The organism is Paenibacillus sp. FSL H7-0690, assembly GCF_037980415.1.
Classification (GTDB): Bacteria; Bacillota; Bacilli; order Paenibacillales; family Paenibacillaceae; genus Paenibacillus_AQ; species Paenibacillus_AQ odorifer.
In genome coordinates this window covers 6,009,990-6,027,895 of record NZ_CP150281.1, presented here as the reverse complement: position 1 = coordinate 6,027,895, position 17,906 = coordinate 6,009,990, and the positions used below count along the sequence as shown (strand labels likewise).

At 45.2% G+C, this 17,906-nt stretch carries 14 protein-coding genes and 16 tRNA genes; 25 read left to right on the top strand and 5 right to left on the bottom strand.

Annotated elements, in window-relative coordinates; translation table 11 throughout:
- Positions 1–23 precede the first annotated feature (23 nt).
- The 16 genes from MHI32_RS26475 (at position 24) to MHI32_RS26400 (ending at position 1,546) form a co-directional block, all read left to right on the top strand.
- A tRNA-Asn gene (locus MHI32_RS26475) sits at positions 24–99 on the top strand.
- Between the two features lie 3 nt (positions 100–102).
- Positions 103–195 (top strand) — tRNA-Ser (locus MHI32_RS26470).
- Positions 196–213: 18 nt separating this feature from the next.
- Positions 214–288: transfer RNA gene (locus MHI32_RS26465), tRNA-Glu, on the top strand.
- A gap of 55 nt (positions 289–343) precedes the next feature.
- A tRNA-Val gene (locus tag MHI32_RS26460) sits at positions 344–419 on the top strand.
- A 17-nt stretch (positions 420–436) separates the two neighbouring features.
- Positions 437–513, top strand: a tRNA-Met gene (locus MHI32_RS26455).
- Between the two features lie 25 nt (positions 514–538).
- Positions 539–616 (top strand) — tRNA-Asp (locus MHI32_RS26450).
- A 10-nt stretch (positions 617–626) separates the two neighbouring features.
- A tRNA-Phe gene (locus MHI32_RS26445) sits at positions 627–702 on the top strand.
- 28 nt (positions 703–730) lie between these two features.
- Positions 731–806 (top strand) — tRNA-Thr (locus MHI32_RS26440).
- Between the two features lie 5 nt (positions 807–811).
- A tRNA-Tyr gene (locus MHI32_RS26435) sits at positions 812–897 on the top strand.
- 6 nt (positions 898–903) lie between these two features.
- Positions 904–977, top strand: a tRNA-Trp gene (locus tag MHI32_RS26430).
- Between the two features lie 23 nt (positions 978–1,000).
- Positions 1,001–1,076 (top strand) — tRNA-His (locus MHI32_RS26425).
- Between the two features lie 43 nt (positions 1,077–1,119).
- Positions 1,120–1,195 (top strand) — tRNA-His (locus MHI32_RS26420).
- A 19-nt stretch (positions 1,196–1,214) separates the two neighbouring features.
- Positions 1,215–1,289, top strand: a tRNA-Gln gene (locus MHI32_RS26415).
- A gap of 6 nt (positions 1,290–1,295) precedes the next feature.
- Positions 1,296–1,370: transfer RNA gene (locus MHI32_RS26410), tRNA-Gly, on the top strand.
- A gap of 9 nt (positions 1,371–1,379) precedes the next feature.
- A tRNA-Cys gene (locus MHI32_RS26405) sits at positions 1,380–1,453 on the top strand.
- 14 nt (positions 1,454–1,467) lie between these two features.
- Positions 1,468–1,546 (top strand) — tRNA-Leu (locus MHI32_RS26400).
- A gap of 136 nt (positions 1,547–1,682) precedes the next feature.
- On the opposite strand, the gene MHI32_RS26395 is transcribed toward MHI32_RS26400, so the two are convergent.
- Positions 1,683–2,438 (bottom strand): AraC family transcriptional regulator, encoded by a 756-nt coding sequence (locus MHI32_RS26395; RefSeq protein WP_340011349.1) that lies wholly within the window; start codon positions 2,436–2,438, stop codon positions 1,683–1,685.
- Positions 2,439–2,765: 327 nt separating this feature from the next.
- On the opposite strand from MHI32_RS26395, the gene MHI32_RS26390 reads away from it, so the two are divergent.
- The 9 genes from MHI32_RS26390 to MHI32_RS26350 all read left to right on the top strand — a co-directional run bounded on the left by MHI32_RS26390 (position 2,766) and on the right by MHI32_RS26350 (position 12,732).
- Complete coding sequence (locus MHI32_RS26390; RefSeq protein ID WP_076308848.1) at positions 2,766–3,905, top strand: BMP family ABC transporter substrate-binding protein; 1,140 nt, start codon at positions 2,766–2,768, stop codon at positions 3,903–3,905.
- A gap of 117 nt (positions 3,906–4,022) precedes the next feature.
- Positions 4,023–5,585, top strand: a complete 1,563-nt coding sequence (locus MHI32_RS26385) for an ABC transporter ATP-binding protein (protein ID WP_076308849.1) — start codon at positions 4,023–4,025, stop codon at positions 5,583–5,585.
- Complete coding sequence (locus MHI32_RS26380) at positions 5,578–6,624, top strand: ABC transporter permease (RefSeq protein WP_036685569.1); 1,047 nt, start codon at positions 5,578–5,580, stop codon at positions 6,622–6,624. Before MHI32_RS26385 ends, MHI32_RS26380 begins: the two co-directional genes overlap by 8 nt.
- Entirely contained in the window at positions 6,621–7,559 is a 939-nt protein-coding gene (locus MHI32_RS26375) for an ABC transporter permease (RefSeq protein ID WP_036685567.1), read from the top strand. The genes MHI32_RS26380 and MHI32_RS26375 overlap by 4 nt, the downstream gene beginning before the upstream one ends.
- 40 nt (positions 7,560–7,599) lie before the next feature.
- Entirely contained in the window at positions 7,600–8,556 is a 957-nt protein-coding gene (locus MHI32_RS26370; RefSeq protein WP_340011346.1) for a nucleoside hydrolase, read from the top strand.
- A gap of 3 nt (positions 8,557–8,559) precedes the next feature.
- Positions 8,560–9,957, top strand: coding sequence for an ADP-ribosylglycohydrolase family protein (locus MHI32_RS26365; RefSeq protein WP_340011345.1), 1,398 nt, complete (start codon positions 8,560–8,562; stop codon positions 9,955–9,957).
- Positions 9,958–10,442: 485 nt separating this feature from the next.
- Positions 10,443–11,204: an ATP-binding cassette domain-containing protein gene (locus tag MHI32_RS26360; protein WP_081387310.1), complete on the top strand. Its 762-nt coding sequence runs from the start codon at positions 10,443–10,445 to the stop codon at positions 11,202–11,204.
- Positions 11,197–11,859, top strand: a complete 663-nt coding sequence (locus MHI32_RS26355) for a methionine ABC transporter permease (RefSeq protein WP_340011343.1) — start codon at positions 11,197–11,199, stop codon at positions 11,857–11,859. Before MHI32_RS26360 ends, MHI32_RS26355 begins: the two co-directional genes overlap by 8 nt.
- A gap of 42 nt (positions 11,860–11,901) precedes the next feature.
- Positions 11,902–12,732, top strand: coding sequence for a MetQ/NlpA family ABC transporter substrate-binding protein (locus MHI32_RS26350; protein WP_036685556.1), 831 nt, complete (start codon positions 11,902–11,904; stop codon positions 12,730–12,732).
- A gap of 88 nt (positions 12,733–12,820) precedes the next feature.
- On the opposite strand, the gene MHI32_RS26345 is transcribed toward MHI32_RS26350, so the two are convergent.
- The 4 genes from MHI32_RS26345 to MHI32_RS26330 form a co-directional block, all read right to left on the bottom strand.
- Positions 12,821–15,355, bottom strand: coding sequence for an FtsX-like permease family protein (locus MHI32_RS26345; RefSeq protein ID WP_340011340.1), 2,535 nt, complete (start codon positions 15,353–15,355; stop codon positions 12,821–12,823).
- Complete coding sequence (locus MHI32_RS26340; protein ID WP_076184824.1) at positions 15,352–16,050, bottom strand: ABC transporter ATP-binding protein; 699 nt, start codon at positions 16,048–16,050, stop codon at positions 15,352–15,354. The genes MHI32_RS26345 and MHI32_RS26340 overlap by 4 nt, the downstream gene beginning before the upstream one ends.
- Before the next feature lie 102 nt (positions 16,051–16,152).
- Positions 16,153–17,190, bottom strand: coding sequence for a HAMP domain-containing sensor histidine kinase (locus tag MHI32_RS26335; protein WP_340011339.1), 1,038 nt, complete (start codon positions 17,188–17,190; stop codon positions 16,153–16,155).
- On the bottom strand, positions 17,187–17,870 hold the full coding sequence (locus MHI32_RS26330; protein ID WP_340011338.1) for a response regulator transcription factor: 684 nt from the start codon (positions 17,868–17,870) through the stop codon (positions 17,187–17,189). Before MHI32_RS26330 ends, MHI32_RS26335 begins: the two co-directional genes overlap by 4 nt.
- Positions 17,871–17,906 lie beyond the last annotated feature (36 nt).

The following is a 17,906-nucleotide window of genomic DNA, read 5'->3' as shown; positions in this document are numbered from 1 at the left end:
GGCATCAAGCCTGGTATGAATATTCCCTGATAGCTCAGTTGGTAGAGCACTCGACTGTTAATCGAGTTGTCACAGGTTCGAGTCCTGTTCGGGGAGCCATATGGAGAGGTGTCCGAGTTTGGCCGAAGGAGCACGATTGGAAATCGTGTAGGCGCCACAAGCGTCTCGAGGGTTCGAATCCCTCTCTCTCCGCCACAAATTTTTAATTAGTATGGCCCGTTGGTCAAGGGGTTAAGACACCTCCCTTTCACGGAGGTAACATGGGTTCGAATCCCATACGGGTCACCAAATTTTCACTTGATTTATCCTAGTGGACTTTGGTACAATAACAATTGTTGTTTATGGAGGCTTAGCTCAGCTGGGAGAGCATCTGCCTTACAAGCAGAGGGTCGGGGGTTCGATCCCCTCAGCCTCCACCATAACATTTTCTTACTGACGCGGGGTGGAGCAGCCCGGTAGCTCGTCGGGCTCATAACCCGAAGGCCGCAGGTTCAAATCCTGCCCCCGCAACCAATTAACTTAAGCAATTATATCTTTTGGAACCGTGGTGTAGTTGGCCTAACATGCCTGCCTGTCACGCAGGAGATCGCGGGTTCGAATCCCGTCGGTTCCGCCATTTTCATCATGGCTCGGTAGCTCAGTCGGTAGAGCAGAGGACTGAAAATCCTCGTGTCGGCGGTTCGATTCCGTCCCGAGCCACCATTTATCATCACAAAAGAATGAGTGCCATGCCGGTGTAGCTCAATTGGTAGAGCAACTGACTTGTAATCAGTAGGTTGGGGGTTCAAGTCCTCTCGCCGGCACCATCCTTGGAGGATTAGCGAAGTGGCCAAACGCATCAGACTGTAAATCTGCTCACGTGAGTGTTCGGTGGTTCGAATCCATCATCCTCCACCAGTTTTTAGGGGCATAGTTTAAAGGTAGAACAACGGTCTCCAAAACCGTTGGTGTGGGTTCAATTCCTGCTGCCCCTGCCAAGTTCTTTCTAAAGTTTAATATGGCGGCCGTGGCGAAGGGGTTAACGCACCGGATTGTGGTTCCGGCATTCGTGGGTTCGAGACCCATCGGCCGCCCCATTTACTTTAAAATGAATAATGGCAACAATATCAACTTAATATGGCGACTGTGGCGAAGGGGTTAACGCACCGGATTGTGGTTCCGGCATTCGTGGGTTCGAGACCCATCAGTCGCCCCATTTTACTTTAAAATGTTATTGGGGATTAGCCAAGCGGTAAGGCAACGGACTTTGACTCCGTCACTCATAGGTTCGAATCCTATATCCCCAGCCATTTTATGCGGACGTGGCTCAGCGGTAGAGCATCGCCTTGCCAAGGCGAGGGTCGCGGGTTCGATTCCCGTCGTCCGCTCCAAGTTTTCATGGCGCCATAGCCAAGTGGTAAGGCAAAGCTCTGCAAAAGCTTTATCCCCAGTTCAAATCTGGGTGGCGCCTCCATTTAGTTCATATGTGCCGGCGTGGCGGAATGGCAGACGCGCTCGACTCAAAATCGAGTGGGAAACCGTGGAGGTTCGAGTCCTCTCGCCGGTATCTTAAAAAGGTTTGTAAGAATGCTTTTATAAGCAATCTTACAAACCTTTTTTCTTTATGTCCTTGGGTTTACAGCAGTAAGCCGTTGAATAGAGAGTTTCTCTATTTCAACGGCTTTTTTTAATCTGATTAGTGATTAACCTGATTGATTATTAATGCGGAATGCTCGCGGAGTAAGACCTATTTCTCGTTTAAACATATTGCAGAATTGGGCATCGTTCACAAAACCTGCAGCAGCAGATACTTCAGAGATTTGCATCTGAGTATGACGTAATAGAGATTTTGCATAATCCAGGCGTTTTAACAGCAAATACCGCAGGGGTGAATACCCGAAACGTTCTTTAAATAGATGGCGAAAACGATCGTAACTATATCCGGACATTTCTGATAGTGTTTCGACGGACAATTTATGGCGATAATGCTCATTCATATAATTAAGGACATATTGTACTCGATCTTCTGTTGGGGATTGATATCCAGAGGCACTAAGAAGCCTCATAAGATGGACGGTAATCTCGCTCATTTGTAGGTTTAGAAGCTCAGAGAATCCGTCTTGCTTGCGTGTAAACTCTGCTTTCATTCGCAGCAGGATTTGAAGAACGGTCTGATCTTTATCATCTTCATATACGCCGAGCAGATTACTCATATTAGGGTGTTCCGAGTGGAAGCCTACAAATAATACATTTGCATCCTCACGGTGGTGCTCGTCATGTTTATGATTGGGTGGCACAAGCGCGAAAGAAGAGGAGCGAAAATGGTAACTTCGTGGGCCAACATTGGTTGTCCCTACCCCCTGTAAATAATAGACTAGTTCGTAGCATTCATGCTGGTGTGGAGGGATATAAGTATTTAGCTCATGTGTGGCACTTACAATATATAGAACACGATCCATGATGATCCTCCAATACTTATGTTTTAGCCGAATCGTACAAAACTATGACCGAAATCATATAATTATTTTTAATAATATTTGTTATGATCGTATCAATAAATCCGAAAGTTCGCAACCTGACTGGCCATCTCGTTCGGAAATAAAGCGGATTATTAATAATAATGGTATTTTTATTGCTATTTTTGAGCCTAAACGTTAAATTTATTACTTTTAATGATACTTTATTTGGAAAAAAGAGAATTTCCATTTGAACCGTGAATTATACAATGGGTGAAGATGGGATTCTGCGGATTACTAACCAACTAAAATTAGGGGTGGAATAGAGTAATGAATAAAAAAGTTCTTTCTTTGTTGTTATTAATGGTGATGGTTCTGGTCACAGCATGTGGGAATAACACGTCCAATAATGGTTCTTCAACGAATACTGGATCCAAAGCGGACGAAGGCGGAGAAACAGGTGCAGGGGATAAACTCAAGGTTGTATTGCTGATTCCGGGGACACTTGGGGATAAATCATTTTTTGATTCCGCTAATAACGGCTTGCAAAAGGTTAAGGATGAACTTGGTGCAGTAACAAAGGTTGTTGAAATGGGCGTTGATAAAACGAAATGGGAGCCTACATTTAACGATATCGCTTCCGAGGATTGGGATGTAATTATTTCTGGCGGTTCTGAAATTACAGAGATGTTTAATGCAACGGCAGAATTGTATCCAGACAAAAAATTCATTAATTATGATACCGACATCGATGAAGCACCAGATAACATGTACAACATGTCTTATGCGACAAATGAAGTATCTTTCTTGGCAGGTGCCGTAGCAGCATTAGCTACACAATCGGATATGCCGAATGCTACCCCTGAGAATGTGATTGGGTTTGTCGGCGGTATGGATATTCCGGGGATTAATGCTTTCTTGGTCGGTTACATTCAAGGTGCTCAGTACGTTGATCCTGATGTAAAAGTGGCTGTGTCGTACGCTGGTGATTTTGTTAACCCTGCAAAAGGTAAGGAGCTGTCTCTAATTCAATATAACTCCGGTGTGGATGTTATTTTTAACGTGGCTGGGGGTACAGGTCTTGGGATCTTTGACGCAGCTAAAGAGAAGAAAAAATATGCAATTGGTGTAGACTCCGATCAGGCAATGTTGATTAACGATACGGATAGTGAAAAAGCAAATCTAATCGTTACTTCATCTATTAAAAAGATTGATACGGCTATTCTAGGTGCAGTGAAGAGATTGCAAGAGGGTACGCTAGAAATGGGCAAACGTGATGTATTGAGCTTTGTAGATGATGGTGTAGGTATTGCTGAGAATGATATTTATAAAAATGTATTCCCGGCTGATCTTCAGGCCAAGGTTGAAGAAGTGAAGCAAAAGCTGATCAATAAAGAAGTTAAAGTGGATAATGCGATGGGGATGGAAACCGCAGAGGTAGAAGCTATTCGTAACGCAGTTAAGCCTTAAGCTTTAAATCTTAAGATCAGTTCTATAGAGTTAAACCTACAGTTGGAGATTCTTCTAGTCAGGGGAATTCCAGCTGTATATTTTTGCAGACCTCCAAGTTGAAAGGCGTTGAGACCTATGTACACAGCTCTGCTGGAAATGCGGGGAATTACCAAGGTATATCCCAATGGCGTCGTTGCAAATAAAGACGTGCATTTTTCTTTACGTGAGGGAGAAATACATGCGATTGCAGGTGAGAACGGTGCAGGTAAATCGACTTTAATGAAGATTATGTTCGGCATGGAAGAGCCAAGTGAAGGCGAGATCTATATCAAGGGTGAAAAAGTAAAGCTGCAATCCGCTCAGGACGCCATTGATAGAGGCATCGGCATGGTCCACCAGCATTTCATGTTGGTACCTTCTTTTACGGTGGCAGAGAATATGGTGCTGGGTATGGAGCCGCGCAGAGGAGTTGGCATTAATTATGCCGAGGCTGTGCGCATGACGGAAGAGACCGCAAGGAAATACAATCTGGCAGTGGATCCAAAGGCAAAAGTAGAGGATCTTACAGTTGGGATGAAACAAAAGGTTGAGATTCTTAAGGCGCTGCTGCGTGGTGCTAAAATTCTGGTGCTTGATGAGCCAACTGCGGTGTTGACTCCACAGGAAACAGAGGAATTGTTCCGCGAGCTTAAGCAATTAAGGGAACAGGGCCATACGATAGTTTTTATTTCGCACAAATTAAAGGAAGTCAAAGCGATTTGCGACAGAATTACGATTATGCGCAGCGGCCGTAGTGAAGGTGTTTTTCAAACACAGGATGTGACAGAACAGGAAATCTCGCGACTAATGGTCGGCAGAGACGTCGTGCTGAAATATGACAAAGAGATTCTGGCTGTTAGTGAGCCAATACTAACGGTGCAGGGACTCAGTGTGAATGATGCAGATGGCAAAGCATTATTGTCGGATATCAATTTTGCGGTACGTGGTGGGCAGATCGTTGGGATTGCTGGTGTAGAAGGCAACGGGCAGACACAGCTCATTGAAGCTCTTACAGGTAGCTTGAGAGGTGTCTCAAGTCAGGGTTCTGTACTAGTGAAGGGAAAGGATATCCGTGAATCGGATATTTTGGATATTCGTAAGCTAGGCGTTTCCTATATACCGGAGGATCGGATGCGGCAAGGGATCGCTAGTGAGGCAAGCATAGCTGATAATCTGCTATCTACTCAGTATCGTACAAAAGCAATGAATAAAGGTCTTTTTTTGAATGGCTCACGAATTGCCAAGCTAGCAGTATCCCTTGTAGAGGAATTTAAAGTCCGCTGTTCAGGACCTTCTCAGCCCATAGGAATGTTGTCAGGTGGTAACATGCAGAAGGTAGTCGTAGCTAGAGAGTGTTCGACTGAACCGCAGCTGCTTATTGCAGAACAGCCGACACGGGGTGTGGATATAGGCGCAGCCCAGTTCATACATCAAAAGTTGTTGGAATTACGTTCAGACGATTGCGCGATTTTGCTAGTGTCGGCAGATTTGAATGAGATCTTGGAGATCAGCGATAGTCTGTTAGTAATGTACGAGGGTAAGATTGTTGCCTTTTTCGAGGAGCCCTCTAAGGTTAGTGAGGAAGAATTAGGTCTTTATATGCTGGGGATTCATCGACAGGACGAGGAGCACATCGGGAGGGCCGTAAATCATGTTTAAAGTTAAATATTTTGAGTACATTCGGACATCGGCGGTAATCGTTATTGCACTCGCTATTGCCTTTCTGATCATCTCTTTGGTCAGTAATCAGCCTGTGAAGACGATTGGTATATTCCTATTAGAGCCGTTATCCAGTAAAGGTCATATTGGTAATGTGATTGAGATGGCGATTCCGCTCATGTTCACTGGGTTGGCAGTATCCTTGTTGTTTCGAGCCAATATGTTCAACCTGGGAGCTGAAGGGATTTTCTATTTCTCCGGTGTTGTAACTTCCGTATTGGCTATTCATTTAACGCTGGACGGCTGGCTGCATCCGATGGTAGCTATTGCTGCAGGTTCAATTGTAGGAGCGTTGCTCTCGGCAATACCTGGTATTCTGAAGGCAAAATGGAATGCTAATGAGTTGGTTACATCCTTAATGTTCAATAATATTTTGTTCGGAGTAGGGCTATACCTACTGAACTATCATCTGCGTGATGCTAAAGCTTTTGCCAATGTATCCTACAAATTCGAGAAAACGGCACTGCTGAGTAAAATGGTCTCGGGCACCCGTATTCATACCGGTCTTATTATCGTTATCGTGCTTATTATTGCAGCTCATCTATTCCTATACAAAACGAAATGGGGATATGAGCTGCGCATGACAGGCATCAACCGGGACTTTGCCCGTTATTCCGGTATGAAGACAGCCAAGGTTATTATTCTCGTCCACTTGATTGCAGGTTTTATCGCAGGTATGGGGGGCTCCGTAGAAGTGCTGGGGATGTATAACCGTTTCCAATGGACGTCACTGCCTGGTTATGGTTTGGATGGTGCCCTTGTAGCGATGTTAGCCAAAAATAATCCGCTGTCCGTAATCGGCTCTGCATTATTCCTAGCGTACATTCGAATTGGGGCTGACATGATGGCGCGTCTGTCTGATGTACCTTCAGAGATGATCTCAATTATACAGGCAATTATCATTCTTCTGATTTCGGCTGAGCAATTTCTGAAATTCTGGAAAAATCGGATGCTCTTGAAGGAGGCGAAGGAAGCGTGAATAGTTTGTTTGATGTGATTTTTACAACTGACTTTGCGTTCTCTGTCCTTCGCGTGACGACTCCGATTCTGTTCGCCGCGCTCGGCGCACTCATCTCCAACCGTGCAGGGATCATTAACATTGGGATGGAGGGCATTATGCTTGTTGCCGCTTTAGCGGGTGTCATCATAAGCAGCTATACACATAGCGCATGGGTAGGTCTGCTTGGGGCGGTGCTGTCTGGAACATTGATCGCTGGAATATTAGCTTTTTTCACCCTGAAATTCAAAACACATATCATTCTCGGGGGTGTGGCCATTAATATGTTCGCTTCGGGAGGCACTGTGTTTATCCTCTATCTGCTTAGTGGCGATAAGGGTTCTTCCACTTCGCTGGCGAGTAAAGTTCTACCTAGTGTCCAGATTCCTTTGTTGAAGGATATCCCGGTGCTTGGACCTATTTTATCGGGGCATCACATTCTGACGTATGTTTCTATATTGGCTGTGTTTGTTGTCTACTATCTATTAAACCGTACACCGCTTGGACTGCGCATTCGTTCAGTGGGTGAAAATCCACATGCGGCTCAATCCGTGGGTGTAAGTGTTGTAAAAATACAGTATATGGCTTTGCTGCTTAGCGGATTTTTTGCCGGTTTAGGCGGTGCTTATATGTCGATGGGGTATTTGTCACTGTTTACCCGCGATATGATCGCTGGCCGGGGCTGGATTGCCATTGCCGCTGAGTCGATGGGAAGAAGTACGACCGTAGGCACGGCGCTGACCTCTTTATTATTTGGTACTGCAGATGCATTGTCGAATGCGCTACAGGTGTTGAAGATTCCTGCGGAGCTAATCGCCACTCTTCCTTATGTAGCCACAGTAATTGGACTTGTGATCTACGCAGTATCTGAGACACGAAAAAAAAATAAAAAACTTAAAAGCCCGCTAGTTAAATAGCGATTGAAATGATTGATACACAGACAAGGAGTGAGTAACTATGCCAACACCTATTATTATTGACTGCGATCCAGGGCATGATGACGCAATAGCGATACTGCTTGCCATAGCAAATTCGGAGAAGTTAGATCTGCGCGGGATTACAACGGTTGGTGGAAACCAAATTTTAGATAAAATCACGGAAAACGCCCTGAAGGTGATCAGCTTCGTGAATGCTGACATTCCTGTAGCTAAAGGGGCTGCTGGCCCACTGTTCGGCAAGCTTGTTACAGGTGAGGAAGCGCATGGAGAATCGGGCATGGATGGGCCGCTTTTGCCTCCAAGTAAATTCCGCCCTGTAGAGCAGGGTGCTGTGGAGTTTATGCTGAATATCATCCGTTCTTCAGAGGAGAAGATTACGCTCGTGCCGATGGCTCCTTTAACAAATATCGCACTGCTAATCACGGCTTATCCAGAGATTAAAGACAGAATTGAAAAAATCTCACTGATGGGGGGAGGTATCTCTTATGGGAATGTCACCTCTACTGCGGAGTTTAATATCTATGTAGATCCTGAAGCAGCCCGTATTGTGTTTGAGTCGGGGATTCCGATCACAATGAGTGGTCTGGATGTGACCGATAAGGCTGCTATTTTTGAAGATGAGATCCTAGCATTGAAAGAGCGGGGACCAGTGTCTACAATGGTCGGAGAATTGCTGGATTTCTATTCGATTTACGGTAAAAAAATGGGCTATGTCGGCAGTGCGCTGCATGATCCATGTGCTGTTGCCTGGCTGCTGCATCCGGAACTATTTGAATCTAAGCATCTATATGTAACGGTGGAGACAGAAGGCAAGCTGACGCGGGGAATGACAGTTGCAGACAGACGGAAGAAGACGGATCGTCCAGCGAATGTGCAAGTATTGGTGGGCGTTGACCGGGAAGCATTTATGAAGCTGATCTTTGATTCACTGGAAAAGCTTGATCAAGAGCTGCTGCTAGCGGCTGAAGGGAAGTAGCCTATGGCAGGATGGGAGAGACTTCAAGAGACCGTGCAGTTTGAAATTGCTCAGCGTGGAGAAGAAGGTTGTCTGATTGAGGGTTTTGCGGATAAGCTAGCGGCTGCTGGTGCCGATGAGCTCAAGCTGATGCAGGTATACAATGAGCTAATGGAGCTTACGATCAGTGAGGATTTTCCGTATCAAGAGCCATCCTCTCTGGAGGAGATTCGTCATCTACGTCCAGAAGGCCCACGTAAGCTTGAGGCGGACTGGAGCGAAGCGGAATGGAGAGATAAGTTCTATGGAGCCTGGCTCGGTAGAAGTGTCGGCTGCGCACTCGGGAAACCGCTGGAGTATTGGGACTATCTCTATGGGAAAGATGGCCGTCCGGGCTGGGAGAATATTGAGCTATGGTTTCAGGGTGCGGACGCCTGGCCAATTACTGGCTATACGCCTGGGCATTCACGGGCAGAGGCTGAATATGGTCTTGGCTTAAGTGAATGGACACATGCGAGTACCCGCGAGACGATCAAGTATATGGAAAGCGATGACGATATTCGCTACACTGTCCTGGGTCTTATGCTGCTGGAGCAGAAGGGTCTGAACTGGGATTCTTGGGATATCGGAAAGCTGTGGCATACACATTTAACATATAGTCAGGTGTGCACGGCGGAGACACAGTCATATATGAATTTTGCGCAGGAGACCTCTCATCTGCATGGCGAGAAGCCTGCGGATTGGCTGGTGCGGCAGGAAAGAGTGCGGATGCACTTAAACCCTTACCGCGAGTGGATTGGTGCCGCTATACGCGCAGATGGACTGGCTTATGGCGCAGCAGGTTATCCTGAGCTTGCGGCAGAACTAGGCTGGCGCGACGCTTCATTTTCACATGTGAAAAATGGCATCTACGGTGAGATGTTTAACGCGGCGATGATATCGGCAGCTTTTGCAGAGAAGGATAATGAACGGATCCTAGAGATAGGCCTTAGTGAGATTCCGCGTACCAGTCGTTTGGCCAGTGATGTTTTGCGGGGGATAGATATTGCGCAGAAGGCCAAAAGTGAGCGGGAGTTGGTTCGTAACATTTGGGATACTTTTAGCCACTATGATGCAGTCCATACAAATAATAATGCTGCTCTTGTAGCTGCGTCGCTTGTTTATGGCGGGAATGACTTTGAAAAAACAGTTGTCACTTCCGTATATGGTGGAATGGATACAGACTGTAACGGGGCTACTGTGGGCTCAATTATGGGAGCGAAGCTTGGAGCAAGTAAGTTGCCGGCTTCATGGATCGAACCGCTTCACGATACGTTATATGCCGATCTGCCCGGATTTCATCCGATAGCGATTTCGGAATGTGCGGAACGCAGCTACCAAGTGTTCTTGAAGATTCGCAGAGAGCTTGGCGAAAAGGCATAAAAGATTTAGCGAGTATGGGACTCGATAGATCAGGGATTCAGGGATTACTATATGAATTATGGGATGTCTTAAGCTATTGGCTTAGACATCCTTTTTTGCGTAACAGCAGGTCTTTAATCACACTCCAAGCAACCAAATGTAGCTTTAACTGCATTTCATACACTTAAAAAAACCAAATATGGCTATATTAACAGTGGAGCGTTTAGTGGTGGGGCAATAGGAGAATCATGATTTCAAGAGGGCAGGATTATCTTTGCTACCCTTTTTTATTTTATTAATAAATGTGTAAAAAGAGCCCGGTATAAAGGGTTTTTAGGTTTTCATCAACCTTCCTGGTATATCATTTAAAGAAAAATGATGACACAGCAGAAGAAATGTCTTATTATTTAAGGAGATTTTTAATAAAACAGATTTTAGAGAATTGTAATACAATGTCTCACTTGATGGAGGTTCATTATATAAGGGAAAGGAAGGGGGAGCTTCTAATACTGTCGCTGAGTCGGGTAAGTAAAGGGTTCAAGCTGAAGGAAGGCATCTATCAGGCTGTAGATGAGGTATCGCTGGAGGTAAAGCAGGGATCCATTCATGGGATCATTGGTGAGAGTGGTGCGGGGAAATCTACGCTGCTGCGACTGATGAATCTTCTGGAACAGCCGGATGAGGGAACGGTTACCGTAGATGGCCACAACCTGACCGAAATGCCTAGTAAAGCACTGCGTAAAGCAAGGCAAAAGATTGGAATGATCTTTCAACAATTTAATCTTGTTTATAACGTCACTGTAGAGCGGAATGTTTCGATCCCGCTGGAGCTGGCAGATGTCCCAAAGCATGAACGAATGAAGCGTGTGAAGGAGTGTCTGGATTTTGTTGGACTGGCAGATAAGGCAAAACAATATCCGGCACAGCTCAGCGGAGGACAACGTCAGCGTGTTGCGATTGCCCGCGCACTAGCGAACAGTCCGGGAATATTACTGTGTGACGAGCCAACGTCCTCCCTGGACCCAGGAACCACTACAGATATCTTGAACGTGCTGAAGCATGTGAATTCAAGTCTTGGAGTAACGGTTGTCATTGTTACGCATGAGATGGATGTTGTTAAAAGCATATGTACTCATGTATCGGTGATGGAAAAAGGGCGCATTGTAGATTCGTTCTCTCGTGAAGACGGTGAATTCCGTCCAGCGGCAGCCAGTACCGGGACATACCGCGATCAGATTCTTGGTAAAGCGGGGGAAGATCATGTTTGATAGTGTACTTCAATATCAGGCACAGATGTGGGATTCGATTGGTGAAACCTTTGAGATGGTTGGTATTTCTGTTGGAGCGGCCGTGCTGCTGGGGCTTCCACTGGGTACCTTGTTGTTTTTTTTCCGAAAAGGGCAGCTTTATGAGAATACAACGTTGTCTCTGGTGCTCAACAGTATCGTTAATATTATCCGCTCTTTTCCGTTCCTGCTGCTGGTCGTTGCGCTAATTCCAGTCACTCGTTTCCTGGTCGGGACCGCCATTGGTACGATTGCAGCAGCGGTTCCATTATCTATAATCGCTATTGCCTATTACGCTCGGTTAGTGGAGCAGTCGTTGCTGGAGGTTCCTAAAGGGGTCATTGAAGCAGCATTATCGATGGGAGCCTCGAAGCTGGGCTTGATCTTTAAATTTCTGTATGTGGAAGCTCGTTCGGGTCTAGTCCTTGGACTTACTACTTCTACAATTAGCTTTATCTCCTTCTCGACCGTGATGGGAGTTGTTGGTGGGGGAGGGGTTGGTGATTTCGCTATCCGTTATGGTTATCAGCGTTTTGAGACGGAAGTGATGATCTATGCCATTCTAGTGATGATTGTATTAGTCCAATTGGTTCAGTTCACCGGGGGGACTATCGCAAGGCTGTTGGATAAGCGGTAATACAAAATAGTTCAATATATAAACTGGGGGTTAGTAGTACTAATGAAAAAATCAATGATACTTGTGCTTACATTAATGGTATTGGTCGTAGCGGGTTGTGGCTCTAATAAAGCAGCCGAGAACAATGCTGCAAAAGGTAGTAATGATGAGTTAACCAAATTAAAGATCGCTACACTGATCCCACCTATGACAGAAATTCTGGATATTGTGAAGCCGCTCCTGAAGGAAGATGGCATTGATCTGGAGATCGTTGTTCTCTCTGATAATGTGCAGCCTAATGAGGCGTTGGCTAATAAAGAAGTAGACGCTAACTTTTTCCAACACGTTCCTTATATGAAGCAATATAATGAAAGCAAAGGCTCTAATCTGGTAGAGGTACAGCCTGTTTATGACGCTATTTATGGCGGATACTCCAAACGTTATAAGACTATCGCTGATCTTCCTGAAGGGGCTACGCTTGTAATGGCTAATGATCCATCTAACATCGGCCGTTCATTGCAAATGTTCGCTGCAGCTGATCTTATTAAGCTAAAAGAAGGCGTAGGCATTCAAGCCACACAAGCAGACATTACTGAAAATCCAAAAAAATTCAAGTTTGAAGAAGTCGATCTCCTAATGCTGGCCCGTATGCTTGATGATGGCGATCTGGTAGCCATGACTCCGGCTTATGCGAGCCCACTAGGATTGACACCGAAGAAAGATGCACTGATTACGGAAGGCGAAGATTCCGAATTCACAATTACTTTGGTAGCACGTGAAGATAACAAGGACTCTGACGCCATTCAAAAGCTGGCTAAACGGATCAGCGGTCCTGAAGTGAAAAAGTTCCTTGAGGATAATTACGCGGATATTGCGTTGCCTGCGTTTAAATAAGCTGAATATGGATTTATAAAAAAGGGCAGCCCGGCGATATTTACCGGGCTGCCCTTTTTGTAATAGGAGTATTTAGGTGTGTCTTACATTACTCGGCTTCTCTCAGCCGTTCCACAATGGATGCTTGGGATAACGTTTTATAGGCTCTCAGTGTCACTGTGTAAGCGAGAATTAACAAAATAGGAACGGTGAGGATAAACGGCAGCCAACTCATCTGAAATACCATAAAGGCCATATTTTCCGTGATGCTTTTGGAAAGGTTATAGGTCAGCAATACACCTAATGTTGAGGTTATGAGGACGGTTAGCAAAACGGTGTAGAATCCTTCAAGGATCAGCATACGTTTTAGCTGCTTTTTGGTCATGCCAATACTCTCCAGCATGGCAAGTTCATTCCGGCGGGAGACTACCCCGGTGAGTACAGTGTTGATATAATTCAGCACCCCGATTAGAGCAATGACCAGGCTAAGCCCATACCCGACGGTTTGAAAAATGCGAATGAATCCACCGAGCTCATCCTTGTAATCCTCCCTTGATTTTAAAGTTAATTCATCAGTTGAATCTGTTAAAGCTTTGACCACTTGTTCTACCTGGTCCAGCTTAGTCGGATCGACATGTAGTGTGGCTGAAACGATATTGGCTGGATCTGTACCCTTCGGCATTTCCTTCTGCAGCTCCGAAGCAGGGAGGAAGATGTTGTAACCTAACATAGAGTAAGATTTTGTTGTGGCAGCATATACTGCATCATGTTTTACTACTGCCATCACTTCATAAGATTTACCCGACTTCTCGAAAGTGACTGTATCTCCAGGATGATAATAGGTGCGGTAGCTATCTTCTTCTATAAACATGGCCTCAGATATGACCGCATATTTTCCTGAAGCAAACTTCTGCCTGTTAAACTCCCCTTCAATAATATCCTTGTCCACAAGATCATACCAGCCCGGATCTAATCCATATAAATGATTGTAGACCATCCCCACCTTTTCTAAAGTGGAGAGAAGATAAGGATGTGGGTCAGCAGCTGCCATTGGCTCCAAAATAGCCCGGACAGCATCATCGATAGGAGATGGAACATATCTGTGGTAAACCTTATCAACAGTTTCTACACCGTCAATTTTACTTAGATTGTTGGCTAATTCCTCTGAAAGCTTATATGGATCACCGTCTCGAGGCCCTGTAATACTGACTAGCACTTCATTCTGAACCACAAAATCACCGGAGATAAAGGCACGCAGATATTTATTCACATCCAGTGAGGAAATTACTGTAAAAATGGTACTGAACAAGATGATACTCAAGGAGAGTGAAGAGAGCATCAGGATCAGCTTCTTTTTGCTTCTGAACAGGTTGGAGAACGCCATGTTGTGAAGTTTTGCGCCATGTTTTGATTTTTTGGCATTCCGTTTTCCACCGCTGCTGACTCCGGCAAATTTTACAGCCTCTACCGGCGAGGTTCGCGAAGCCATTCGGCCCGGTTTGCTTGCGGCGATCCATACTGTCATAAACGAGAATGCTGCTGCACCAATAAATATCCACGGGCTAGCAGAATAGACATTATCAGTAGAACCGTTTAAAAATGAGGAGGCCATAGGGAGAATCAGCAGACCTAGCAGATACCCGAACCCCAATCCAAAAGGCAATGCGACGAGATAAAGTGACCGGGCCTGAATGGAGATGATCTTTTTCAGTTGTCGGGGTGTGGTACCGATGGTCTTTAGCAGCCCGTAAAATTTGACATCCCGCACGACGGAAATAAAAAAGATATTGTAGATTAGTAAATAGCCGCTCAGCATGGTGATAAGAATGACAACTGCATAAGGAATGATATTCAGTAGATTATCGGAGAGAGAAACACTTGTATAAGCCGGATTGACACCATAAGGTACATCCAGGCCGGTGTCCGTCAAAATCTTTTGTACCTTCTGTTCAATATTATAAGAATTATTAAACATCACCCCTAGACCTGCGGTGTTCACATAAGAACCCGTTGCTTCAGAGATGTCCGGGTCAATATGGGAAATGTTCTTCTGTGTAAATGCTTCGGATACAAAAGCCAATCCTGACATCGCCAAATTTTGATCGGTTTCGTAATATCCGGAGAGCTTAAAGTCTTGGCTTATGACTTTTTCACCAATGTCTATATCCAGCTTCACAGTCTGGCCTAACTCATGTTTTGCTCCTAGCAAGTCAAGCGCCCAAGTATTTAGGACGATTTCATTCTCTTGGGAGGGCAGTCCGCCGGCTATAAAGTTGATAAAACCGTGTTTGGCATAATTCTCGTCAATTCGAAGGACCTCTACCCGGTGATTCTTGAACAGACTGGTGCTTATATCGCCAACCTTAAGGAAGACGCCATATTCTTTGATGGATGGTTGATTCTTCAGCTTCTCCAACTCGGCAGGATTCAGATATTTGAAGCTTCCATGATAATCGCTGCCGGTAGTCTGCATTTGTGCGCGTTGCATCGATTTGTTAATACTGAGCGCCAAGGTAAACACGCTGGTGATCAAAAGCGTAGTCAGTACGATGGCACAGATGATAGTGAAATTGCGAGCACGGTTGGCTTTGAGGCTTTTTTTGGCTAAAGTAGCAATGGTCTTATGGTTATTCGTGCTGATCATGGCTGGCTCACTCCGGAGCTACGGAGTTGTCCAGTGAAAATGACGCCATCTTCAATACGGATAATACGGTCAGCAGTTTGAGCAATTTGTTCATTGTGTGTGATCATCACAATGGTTTGGTTGAATTTTTCACTCATCTGTTTAAGTAAAATCAGCACTTCTTGGCTTGTTTTGCTGTCCAGATTACCTGTAGGTTCATCTGCTAAAATGATTGAAGGTTTGGTCGCCAATGCTCTGGCTATTGCCACCCGTTGCTGCTGTCCGCCAGACAGATTAGAAGGTAGAGTATTCATCTTTTCCTGCAAGCCTAAAGTGCGGATGATTAGATCAAGATAAGTTTCGTCAATTTTGCCACCGTCCAGTTCAATGGGCAGCACAATATTCTCCCGCACATTTAGTATGGGTACCAAATTGTAGTTCTGAAAAACAAACCCCACCGATCTGCGCCGAAAAATGGTCAGCTTCTCATCACTCATCGCAAAAATATCATTCCCGTCCACGTAAACCTTGCCCTCTGTTGCCCGATCTAATCCACCAAGCATATGAAGAAGGGTGCTTTTGCCGCTGCCGCTAGTGCCGACAATGGCGACAAACTCCCCTTTATCCACTGACAGTGATATACCGTCCAAAGCCTTAACGCTTGCGCCAACTTTTCCATAGTGTTTTTTTAAATTTTCAGTCTGTAGAATCGGCATAACTCTTCCCCTCCAATGAGATCTGTTTGTCCATGATTTAAGGGTAGCAAATCAATCTGACAGGAGAGTGTCTGAATTCTGACCATAATGACACATTCTATTTCAGCGCTGGGGCAGGTAAACAGAGAAGGTTGTACCTTTTCCAGTTTCAGAAATGACGTTGATATGGCCGCCTTGCGCCGTGATAATCTCTCTGGACAAAAACAACCCGATGCCGACCCCCTCGAATTCACGCGCTTGCTTTCCTCGGTAAAACCGCTTAAAGATGTGAGGGATTTCTTCGCTGGGGATTCCAAGTCCAGTATCGGTAAGGTGGAGACAGGTGAACATCTCGTTGCTTTCAGCAAGAACGGAAATTTGTCCGTTATGTGGTGTGTACTTCACAGCATTCTCGAGCAGGTTGAATAGTGCTTCACTTGTCCATTTGACATCGTGGCAGGCTAAGATGTGTGTCTCGCAGTCAATATTGATCGTAATTTGTTTGTTTTCCGCTTGTGCATAAATCTGGGATAAAGCCTGCGTCAGAGTTTGTATGAGCGGTTTCGCCTCAATCTGCTGTAGGGAGATCATTCCTGTTTCCAAACGTGATAATTTGATTAGAGACTGAATCAGCCAATCCAACTTATCTGACTGCGCTTTAATATGCTGTATGTAGTGCCGGACATTCTCATTTAGTCCGGGCATCTCTTCGAGCAACTGACTGAATACCATGATATTAGAGAGGGGGGTCTTGGTTTGATGGGAGATATCCGAGATCAGCTCTTTTATTTTGTTTTTCTCTGTTTGGATATTTCGTTCATTCGCCTTAGCCATCCCTATATACCGCTTTAGTTTATGTTCCATCGAAGACAGAGCGGTTTCTTCATAGTTAGTGAGTGGCGGCAGGCCATGTATAGCCCGTTCAATCGCAGTATCCAAGGTCTGTATATAGATTGCGATCTGGCGGTTCCATAACCAGACCCATACGGCTCCTGTCGCTAATATACAGATGATAAATAGAGAAGTCAGTTGGAGCAGAGTGGGGTCGAACCCGTACAGAAACATTATACTGCCGATAAAACAGGCCACTAGTATAAGGATGATCAGTAAAAAGAGCCTATGAATTTGCTTGAAATTAGCAGGTGGGCTATTGGTTTTCATGGTTTTTGCCCTTCAGTCCACATGTATCCAAGTCCGTAAATGGTCTTGATATATCTGGGTGCTGCCGGGTCATCCTCAAGTTTAGCACGCAGCCGTTTGATGGCTACTGTCAATGCGTTTTCATCCACAAATTCGGCATCCTTGCTCCAGATCTTGTCTATCAGCTGTTCTCGGGTCAAAATATTGCCCGTATTCGTCACCAGCAGCCGCAGCAGTTTTTGCTCAGTTTTGCTCAGCTGGAGCGATTGTTTATTTTTGCTGTACTCCAGTTTCTCAAAATCGAGTTCTAAGAGACCCAATGTTATTTTTCCAGTCCCTAGTGATTCCGTTCTTCTGAGCACTGCCATTACTCTGGCGCGAAGCACCATTAGGCTGAATGGTTTAGTGATATAGTCATCGCCCCCCAATGCAAAACCGGTGATAATGTCGGACTCCATATCATTGGCGGTTAGGAAAATAATGGGTACGCGTGAGGTCTTGCGAAGTTGCTCGCAATAATCCAGTCCACTGCCGTCTGGCAGATTGATGTCCAGAATGATGAGATCAATAGGGTTAACTGCGAAAATATGCTCCGCCGCGGCAATATCGTAGGCTTGATGGATCATGACATTGTTTTGAGAAAGAGTGAGAGCGATCCCTTTATTTAAACTACGGTCGTCCTCAACGATCAGTATGTTCATAGTAATTCTCCTTTGTTTCTTATTTGATCATTATAC

Coding starts and splice junctions, on each gene's coding strand:
- MHI32_RS26395 (WP_340011349.1), bottom strand. CDS start 2,438: ATGGATCGTGTTCTATATATTGTAAGTGCCACACATGAGCTAAATACT.
- MHI32_RS26390 (WP_076308848.1), top strand. CDS start 2,766: ATGAATAAAAAAGTTCTTTCTTTGTTGTTATTAATGGTGATGGTTCTG.
- MHI32_RS26385 (WP_076308849.1), top strand. CDS start 4,023: ATGTACACAGCTCTGCTGGAAATGCGGGGAATTACCAAGGTATATCCC.
- MHI32_RS26380 (WP_036685569.1), top strand. CDS start 5,578: ATGTTTAAAGTTAAATATTTTGAGTACATTCGGACATCGGCGGTAATC.
- MHI32_RS26370 (WP_340011346.1), top strand. CDS start 7,600: ATGCCAACACCTATTATTATTGACTGCGATCCAGGGCATGATGACGCA.
- MHI32_RS26365 (WP_340011345.1), top strand. CDS start 8,560: ATGGCAGGATGGGAGAGACTTCAAGAGACCGTGCAGTTTGAAATTGCT.
- MHI32_RS26355 (WP_340011343.1), top strand. CDS start 11,197: ATGTTTGATAGTGTACTTCAATATCAGGCACAGATGTGGGATTCGATT.
- MHI32_RS26350 (WP_036685556.1), top strand. CDS start 11,902: ATGAAAAAATCAATGATACTTGTGCTTACATTAATGGTATTGGTCGTA.
- MHI32_RS26345 (WP_340011340.1), bottom strand. CDS start 15,355: ATGATCAGCACGAATAACCATAAGACCATTGCTACTTTAGCCAAAAAA.
- MHI32_RS26340 (WP_076184824.1), bottom strand. CDS start 16,050: ATGCCGATTCTACAGACTGAAAATTTAAAAAAACACTATGGAAAAGTT.
- MHI32_RS26335 (WP_340011339.1), bottom strand. CDS start 17,190: ATGAAAACCAATAGCCCACCTGCTAATTTCAAGCAAATTCATAGGCTC.
- MHI32_RS26330 (WP_340011338.1), bottom strand. CDS start 17,870: ATGAACATACTGATCGTTGAGGACGACCGTAGTTTAAATAAAGGGATC.